Raw genomic sequence first — 8643 nt, forward strand, 5'->3', positions numbered from 1 at the left:
CATAGGACTTCAGTTAAAATTTGAATTTGTTAAAATTAATAAGGCATGGATTACAATTCCAAATTTTGTACTTTGAATTTTAGCCCGAATAATTCTTGAATTATTCCTGTCTCCGACAGCGACTAAGTTTCACTAAAAATTTTTAAAAAAATTTAAGTTTCCCGAATCAAGTTCGGGACAGGCTACCTAAGTCGGGGCTAATACCGCTTTGCGGTACAGGCTCTGCATTTTATTCATATTTATAAAAATTTATGAATAATCCAGGTTAGGTTTTCAATTGAATTTATTATTTTTAAAAAACAAATAAAATTCAAAGATATGAACAGGCGTGAATTTCTTAAAAAATCGGCAATGGGTTCCATGGCTGTTTTTGCTACATCTGCTTTTGGAGCTCCGGCTTATGCCACACCATCGGCCCGGGATCTGAAAATAGGTATTATGTGGAATACAATTGGTGCGGGAGATACCATCCACGAGAAGTTTCAGCTCTCAAAGCGGGCCGGCTTTGGCGGTGTAGAGGTGATGAGTCATATGAACAGAAAAGAGGTGTTGGAAGCCCGGGATGATACAGGATTGGAGATTCCCAGTGTTTGTAACTCGAAACATTGGAATATACCCCTCTCCTCCTCAGATCCCGCAACACGCAAAAAAGGCAGGGAAGCTCTCGAACTTTCCCTGGAAGATGCCAGTGCTTACGGGGCAGATACCGTACTTTTGGTTCCCGGAAGGGTAGATGAGACAACCAGCTATGATGACTGCTGGTACCGGAGCATTGAAGAGATAAAAAAGGCTTTACCCCTGGCGGAGAAACTCAAGGTAACCATAGCGATAGAAAATGTATGGAACAATTTCATTTTAAGCCCCATGGAAGCGGTACATTATCTGGATCAGTTTAACAGTCCTTACGTTAAATTTTATTTTGATTGTGGCAACATCCTGAGATACGGCTGGCCCGAACAGTGGATCAATATACTTGGGCGCCGTATTGCCAAAGTACATATCAAAGAGTTCAGCCGTGAAATTGCCAATGAAAAGGGAAATTCGGCCGGTTTTGGCGTACAGTTGAGGGAAGGGGATGTCAACTGGTCTGAAGTTATGAAGGCTTTGGACAATATCGGGTACAGCGATTGGATAACCCTTGAACAAAGGGGAGGTGACAGCCTGAAAGGCTTGAAGGAGCTGGTGAACAGAACCCAAAAAATAGTTAGCAGTTAAAAATTTTTACCATGATAAGCGATATAAATTTAAACTGGCTTAAATCTGCCAACGGTTTGCTGATAGGCCTCGTTTTAATAATGGCAACTGGATTGCAAATTAATTCGCTCCATGCACAGGATACAAAGGAAGGCATTTCCTTTGCCGTATTTACCGATCAGCATTATGCCAAGGGCATGTTTGCCGATGACTCCTATTCTGAAAACAAAGCGAGCAAATATCTTACCGATATGACCCATGATGTGATGGACCGCATTCCCAAAGTGGATTTTGGTCTGGGACTGGGAGATGCCGTTCATGACAAAACCCGATGGATAGGGGAATGGAAAGAACTGTTTTACAGCAACCTGAATCTTCCCTATTATCTGACCCACGGTGACCACGATATTGTGAATTACCAGCAGTACGACAACAATCTGTCTCCCTTTCCATATAAAACACTACAGGTGCTCCTGGAGGAGCGGGAAATTACTACGCCGACCTATGCCATGCTGCGGTCCAACATCCTGTTCCTGGTAATCGGAGATAAAGGGCCTATAGAAAAAATTCATGAAACCCAGAAAGAATGGGTGGAATATATGGTTCAGGCTTATCCTGATAAGACGACCATTCTGATCTCCCATGCCCCAGTCAGAGGAACAACTGGCGCTTCCAACCGCCATGACTGGGGCTGGCGTCATTCCGAGATGTGGTGGTGGAACCTGTTTCATGAAAACCCGCAGATCAAAGCATTCCTTAATGGAGATGGACATTGCATGAGCTATGTAATTGATGACAACAACGATAATGAAGGATACAGCGGAACTAACGGAAGCTGGGGCCATGAGATGGCATTCATCGAACCACCCAGCCAGGGCTTTTTCGTTCGTGATACACACAACAAGAATGAATTTAGTGTGATTACCATAACGGATAAGACCCTGTCAACACGATCATGGAGAAATGAAGGCAAAGGAGACTGGGCCGATGATTTCACCCATGAATGGGAAGTACCGGAAGGCACCAGCTATGATGAAACAGCGGATGACTGGTATAGCTTTCCTGTTTTTCTGCAGGACGGTGAGCTTCAGATCCTCCCGAACGATGTGATCCCTTCACAGAAGGTACAGCTTCAGCTCATTGGAATGCGCTCTTATAGCCTTTTCAACAATCCCGAGATCATCGCCGGGCATACCACTGATTACGAAAAGGTTTCCGGTTTCGGCGGAGACAACAAAGTGAATTATTACCGGGAAGGTTACATGAAACTCAATGGACCCGAGACAATCACTTTTCCTGATAAAGAAAGTTACCAGAATAAGGAAAAGGGAGGAAAAAGCGGCCAGATCAAAAATTATCTTTTCCATGGAAGCACGCCCCAGGCCATTCCCGGGGCAAACTATAAGATTACCATCCGGGCAAAATCAGAGAGCGGCAAGGGAAAATTATCCGTTGATATGAGCACTTCGAACTGGAGCACCCAATCGCAGTATTCAACACTCAGGGGAAGTGAGCAATCCGTAATGGAGGTAGAAACCAGTAGTGAATATCAAACTTTCTCAGCCAAATATCAGGCACCCCGGAACAATAATGTATGGTTTCTGCAGGGAAGCCTCGCCTGTGAGGATCCGACCGAATATACAATATCCTCCTTTACAATCACCAGGCAATCAGACGCGGAATATACGCGGGATTTTCACCTGAAACTGGGAGATCAATGGTATGAGCAAAAGGGCAAACTGGAGGAAAACAAAGCACAAAATTTTTCATTAGACCCGGTTACTTTAACCGACGGCAGAGGCAATCTGCGCTATAAAGCCAAAATAGGCGGAAATAAGGTAGGAATGGCCCGGATTATATATCATTATCCTTTATTGTATGGGCGAAATGCCCGGTTCACCATAGATTCCTATTCGGGAGACACGGTAAATGTTGCTTTTAACGATCTAATAAGCAGATCCATCAGCACATTTAAAGTGCTTCCGTTTAAAGAAAGTTCAGGGGAATTTTCCCTTACACATGGAAAGATCCATACCTCCGGGAATGGAACGGTCTATGGCACCACAGTCATAAAACCCGGGAAAAAGGTGAAGATCGCCTTTCCCCAATTAGGGTCGGATTAACCGCATGTTAAAATCCCCGGGAATAAGGTTATCGGTGGTTTTTCCAGCACTTCTGTAATAAATAATTTTTATAAAACTATTTCTGAGGCCTGAGCCTTCAAGATCGCCTTCGTAGAAGGCCAATAGCGATAGCACAAATCCCACCGATTATACAGGCGCCTCGTTAGAGCGCCTAATAGAATATAGCTTTAAAGGGAAATTCCTAAAAGTATAATGGAGACCAATATCAACTAATAAATCTGAAGAATTTTTTTAACCCGGGATTACAGCATTTAAATGGACAAAAAATATGGGGGTAATAAAATACCCCCCTATTTCCATATTTATTATCCATTCAGTACCCAGCCCTGGCGGTAGGTGGTACCCGGTGTTTCAGAGCGTTTGATATATTTTTCTGCTTCTTTGCAGTTCGTAGCCTTCATATTTTCGGCATCCCACTCGAGTTTTTCCCGCGTTTGATAAGCTACAAGGGCCAGCATGTTGTTCTCTATTACCTTTCCGGCATAATCAAAATTGGAGAGTGGTTTTGGACCGTCTTTACAGCCATCCACCCATTCCTGGTAGTGCGTTAAAGGACCCTCGGTAGACCGGATGGTACCCTTTTCAATTTCCGGAACCTCTTCGGCAGTGTCACCATTGTGATACCATATCTTACGATAACCATAATCAACAACCATATAACCTTTCTCACCCTTGATAACTACGGCCTTGAACCGATCGTTTTCGGGAATGCCTTCAGGTTTTTTGCCCCCGTCGCTCCAGTGCACCTTAACCGGCGGTCGCCAGTCATTGGCCGGATGTTCCCATGTGGCATCAAGCCAGAAGGGACAGGTATCATTCTTAACAGGCGAACCGGTAGCTTCGCAGGAAACGGGGTAATCCAGGTCCAGCGCCCAGGTGGCAATGTCCATCATGTGGCTGCCCATATCACCGATCTGTCCGGCGCCAAAGTCCCAGAACCAATTCCATGCCAGACAATTGTCACCAATATAGCCGGGATTAAACGGATGGTAAGGACTGGGTCCTACCCACAGATCCCAGTGAAGATGTTCCGGGGCGGGACCCATGTTCGTGAAGTACTGACCGTGTTTTATCACTTCTCTTGGTTCACGGCTACACCATACCCACACTTCCTGGGGAGCACCGATGGCTCCACCCCGGACGAGCTCAACAACACGCCGGACATTCGGATGGGCATGCATCTGGGTGCCCATTTGGGTGCTGAGCTTGTCTTTATTTTTCATATAAGTATTGCGCACCGTCCGTGCTTCCTCAACAGTAATGGCCAAAGGTTTCTGACAATACACGTGGAGACCCCGGTTCATAGCCCAGGTAGAGATAAAGGCATGATTACAATCCGTGGTGGCACTGTAAACCGCATCGATATCTTTTTGCTCCAGGGCTTTTCGCCAGTTAATATAGGTTTTGGCTTTGGGAAATTCTTTTGAACCTTTCTTGAGGTTTTCTTCGTTCACATCGCACAACGCAACGATATTTTCTTCCTTCAGAACATCATTGGTTATATCGTTCCAACCCATATTGCCAATACCAATGGCGGCAATGTTCAGCTTGTCGCTGGGTGATCTTCTGCCGTTTCCGGCCAGCACATGACCAGGTACCACGGTAATGGCTGCCGATGCAGCCAGACCGGTTGCAAGAAAATCTCTCCTTGTCATGCCTTTTGAACTACTTTCAGAATGTTTTTTATTTTTCATTATTTAATGGTTTAATTGATAGAATAGGAGGATTTTTTTCAAATGTAACAAATCATTTTCAATTTCAAAAAAGTATATTTGTAAACATCTTGAATCATTTTATTATGAAAAAACCAAAAATTCTGCAGCGTGCCGGTAATCCGAAATATATTCCCGGCATTTACAATTACTGTGATCGCTGGTGTGAAAGATGTTCCTTTACAGACCGTTGTATGGTTTTTGAAGATACCGGCAACATTTCTACGGAAGACCCTGAACAATTCTGGGAGAAGATCCATGAAAACTTTCAGCAGACCAAAGAACTGCTGGAATATATTGCACAGGAAGAAGGTATCGATCTTGATAATCTTCCCCCGGACCCGGAATTTGAAAAAGAATCGGAACAAAGGAGAAAAGACGCCCGGAATAACGAATTATCGCAAGCAGCCAAAAAATATGGTGACCTGGTAGACCAATGGTTTCAGGAAAACGAAACCCTTTTCAAAGATATGGAAAACCAGTTCAATCAAAACATGAACCTGGGCATTCATGAAAAACAATCTCATGATATAGCAGCCCGTATTACCGATGCCATTGAAGTGATCCGGTGGTATCAGCATCAGATTTATGTAAAGCTTATGCGGGCACTTTCCAGCCGCCATGACCTAATCATGGAAGAAATTGATGCTGATTTCCCATCAGATGCAGATGGTTCGGTAAAAGTAGCTCTAATAGGAATGGACAATTCCATTGCTGCATGGGGAAAACTGCACGAATGCTTTCCCAATCAGGCTGATGGAATCCTGGATATCCTGATGCTGCTGGAAAAACTGCGAAGGAATACAGAAAATGCTTTTCCCAGGGCAAGAAGCTTTGTCAGACCGGGGTTTGACGATTAAGGAAATTCAATGATCCGGATATTCCGAAAATGGATGTCTGAACCTTCCGATTCCAAGAAGATGTAGCTTTTCTGCTGTGAAGATTGGCTGATGCCATTTCCAAATTTCCGTTTACCGATAGTTTGATGGTGCCACCTACACAAACCACCTCGTAGGTATTCCATTTGCCTTCCCTTTGCATCGGTACCATATAAGGAATGTTTCTTTTTACTTGCCTATTTGGTATGACTCGCTCTCTACCTGGGATGACATCCTGTCTATTGACGGTTACTCGCTGTGTTAAAAATTGCAAAACCAGCTTTTTCTGGCCACCCTTTTAAACAACTGCCTATTTATTATCTTTGCTTGTTCTGGCAAAAATTATTTGAAGAAAGGAATTGCAGAGTAAGAAAAAATATTGAGGGGAAGCTTTACATATAATATTAATCTTATGATTATGAAAAAACAACTGTTATTGATATGTATCATTATGGGGTCAATCCTTTTTAAAAGTTGTGAAGGACCTGCTCCCAGGGAAACTGAGATTACTAAAGAAGAACGTTTAGAATGGTTTAAGGAAGCCAAATTTGGGATGTTCATCCATTGGGGAGTTTATTCGAAACTGGCAGGAGAATGGAAAGACCAACAGGTACCTGTTGGAGAAAACGCGGAATGGATCATGCACCATTTTCAAATCCCTGTTGAAGCATACCGTGATGTAGCTGCAACCTTTAACCCGGTAAAATTCGATGCAGAAGAATGGATTGATCTGGCAAAAAACACCGGGATGAAATACATGGTAATCACCGCAAAGCACCATGATGGGTTTGCGATGTACCCCTCAGAGGTGAGCAATTACAATATTGTTGACTACACCCGGTATGATAAAGATCCAATGGAGGCATTATCAAAAGCCTGCAGGAAAGAAGGCATAAGATTTGGCTTTTATTACTCCCATCGTGAAGACTGGAACCATCCCTATGCTTACGGGAATACCTGGGATTTTGATTCTTCTCAAACCAACCTCGATTCGATGGATTATCCCGGTCTTTTCAGAGAATATTTGGAAGAAAAATCAAAGCCCCAGGTAGAAGAATTGCTTGCCAATTACAACCCAAGAGTAATGTGGTTTGACAGGGGAATGTATACCCAGGAGCAGGGGAAGGAATTTGTGAACCTGGCCCACGATATCCGGCCTGAATGTTTGGTTAACGGACGGGTAGGTCATTACCACAAAGAATTATTGGGTGACTACCAGGAATTGGGGGATCGGGAAATAGCCGATTGGGGGATCGGTGAATATTTTGAGACTCCAATGACCCTCAATCAAACCTGGGGATACAGCAAGTTTGATACCACCTGGAAAGAGCCAAAACGCATTATTCGTCAGTTGGTAACTACGGTCAGCAACGGCGGCAATTATTTGTTGAACGTGGGCCCCACCGGGAAAGGTGAAATACCGGAAGCTTCCGTAAGAATATTGAAAAAAGTCGGTCAATGGATGCAAAAAAACAGTGAAAGCATATATGGTACCACTGCTTCTCCGTTTGCGGATAACAGGCCGTGGGGCAGGATAACCAGAAAAGGTGAAAAGCTTTATTTGCATATATTTCAATGGCCCGAAGATCAAAAGCTCGAAATTGAGGGATTGAACAATGTCATCAGGAAAGCATATATGCTTGTAGATAAGGAAAAAAAGCTTGATGTAAAAAGAAATGATGATCAAATCCGCATATCTCTCCCTTCTGATCCGGCAGATGAAATTAATTCAGTGGCAGTGCTTGAAATTGAAGGGGACCCCAACGTTGATCCTTTGATAATTAAACAGGAAGGGAATCAACCCATTCAACTGGAATGCAAAAACGCCATCACAAAAGGCAGTGCCATAAAACGCTATAACCGTAAAGGGAAGTATCACATATCCAAGTGGAAAAAGCCGGAAGATTTGATCCAATGGCATGTTGATGTTGAGGTTCGAGGCTCATACAATATTTTCATCAATTACTCTGCACGTCCGGAATGGGAAGGTCAGCCATATATTGTCAACGCCGGGGAGAATGAATTGGAATCACAGGTAATTGGCTCGGAGGGCTGGTATGAATATAACACTTTTAAGATGGGTCAAATTGAATTTAATGAAAAAGGAAAACACCTGGTGAAAATTTATCCGAAGGAAGCTTCAGATGAGCATTTGATGTATTTCAAATCGATGGAATTGAGGCCTATAAATTAATGGTCACACTTTCTCCTGCATAAACTCCCCGGGGCAGCTCCACCGCTATGTCACTCACCCTTTCTTCTTCATTCCAGACAGCCTGAAAGTTATCTCCACATTTTTCTATTCGAGAAGAAACTGTAATAATCTTTTCATCATGCATTGCTTTTGTTTATATCATTTAAATCAAAAAGTATATATATTTATTAATTTCTGTCTTTCAGATTAAAAAGCAATATGATAGCCTAATCATAGTACCAGACTCCATAATTTTTGCATAAATTTGAAAGAATATCTGGAAAATGAAATGGATATATTGACCAATCCCATCAAGCTAAGTTAAAAATTTCATGAATCAATCAATTTTTTTTTTGCGGTGGGCTTTGAAGAATGGAAAACCGAGCCGTGGCAATCCCATTGGGGTAGAAGACTGAGTTCAATCAATCATAAATCATATTATAATTAGGGAGGTCCATATGAAACCTTTAAATATAGTGCTTTTGCTATTGATTATAGCAGCATTTGCCTGCACCAGGGAT

General features: G+C 42.9%; 7 protein-coding genes. 4 read left to right on the top strand and 3 right to left on the bottom strand.

The annotated features are described in order from the left end of the window. The first annotated feature begins 318 nt into the window (after positions 1-318). Positions 319-1215 carry a sugar phosphate isomerase/epimerase gene (locus KGY70_13035; GenBank protein ID MBS3776111.1) on the top strand — a complete coding sequence of 299 codons (897 nt, stop codon included), beginning with the start codon at positions 319-321 and terminating at the stop codon, positions 1213-1215. Between the two features lie 11 nt (positions 1216-1226). Beyond that, positions 1227-3317, top strand: a complete 2091-nt coding sequence (locus KGY70_13040; GenBank protein MBS3776112.1) for a hypothetical protein — start codon at positions 1227-1229, stop codon at positions 3315-3317. Between the two features lie 326 nt (positions 3318-3643). Here KGY70_13040 and KGY70_13045 read toward each other — a convergent pair whose 3' ends face one another. Next, a complete protein-coding gene (locus tag KGY70_13045) occupies positions 3644-5032 on the bottom strand; it encodes a Gfo/Idh/MocA family oxidoreductase (protein ID MBS3776113.1) in 1389 nt (462 codons plus the stop codon). A 104-nt stretch (positions 5033-5136) separates the two neighbouring features. Here KGY70_13045 and KGY70_13050 point away from each other — a divergent pair, with 104 nt between their 5' ends. Next, positions 5137-5910 (top strand): hypothetical protein, encoded by a 774-nt coding sequence (locus KGY70_13050; protein MBS3776114.1) that lies wholly within the window; start codon positions 5137-5139, stop codon positions 5908-5910. On the opposite strand, the gene KGY70_13055 is transcribed toward KGY70_13050, so the two are convergent. Then, on the bottom strand, positions 5888-6100 hold the full coding sequence (locus KGY70_13055; protein ID MBS3776115.1) for a hypothetical protein: 213 nt from the start codon (positions 6098-6100) through the stop codon (positions 5888-5890). The two genes, KGY70_13050 and KGY70_13055, sit on opposite strands and share 23 nt — an antisense overlap. Positions 6101-6346: 246 nt before the next feature. On the opposite strand from KGY70_13055, the gene KGY70_13060 reads away from it, so the two are divergent. Beyond that, positions 6347-8122, top strand: coding sequence for an alpha-L-fucosidase (locus KGY70_13060; GenBank protein ID MBS3776116.1), 1776 nt, complete (start codon positions 6347-6349; stop codon positions 8120-8122). Here the strand turns inward: KGY70_13060 and KGY70_13065 are convergent. After that, positions 8112-8267 carry a hypothetical protein gene (locus tag KGY70_13065; protein MBS3776117.1) on the bottom strand — a complete coding sequence of 52 codons (156 nt, stop codon included), beginning with the start codon at positions 8265-8267 and terminating at the stop codon, positions 8112-8114. The two genes, KGY70_13060 and KGY70_13065, sit on opposite strands and share 11 nt — an antisense overlap. Between the last annotated feature and the right edge of the window lie 376 nt (positions 8268-8643).

It is taken from the genome of Bacteroidales bacterium (genome assembly GCA_018334875.1).
Classification (GTDB): Bacteria; Bacteroidota; Bacteroidia; order Bacteroidales; family UBA12077; genus JAGXLC01.

Bases quoted from the DNA above. Each gene is read 5' to 3' on its own strand.
- KGY70_13040 (MBS3776112.1), top strand. From the start codon at position 1,227: ATGATAAGCGATATAAATTTAAACTGGCTTAAATCTGCCAACGGTTTG.
- KGY70_13065 (MBS3776117.1), bottom strand. From the start codon at position 8,267: ATGCATGATGAAAAGATTATTACAGTTTCTTCTCGAATAGAAAAATGT.
- KGY70_13035 (MBS3776111.1), top strand. From the start codon at position 319: ATGAACAGGCGTGAATTTCTTAAAAAATCGGCAATGGGTTCCATGGCT.
- KGY70_13060 (MBS3776116.1), top strand. From the start codon at position 6,347: ATGAAAAAACAACTGTTATTGATATGTATCATTATGGGGTCAATCCTT.
- KGY70_13055 (MBS3776115.1), bottom strand. From the start codon at position 6,100: ATGGTACCGATGCAAAGGGAAGGCAAATGGAATACCTACGAGGTGGTT.
- KGY70_13050 (MBS3776114.1), top strand. From the start codon at position 5,137: ATGAAAAAACCAAAAATTCTGCAGCGTGCCGGTAATCCGAAATATATT.
- KGY70_13045 (MBS3776113.1), bottom strand. From the start codon at position 5,032: ATGAAAAATAAAAAACATTCTGAAAGTAGTTCAAAAGGCATGACAAGG.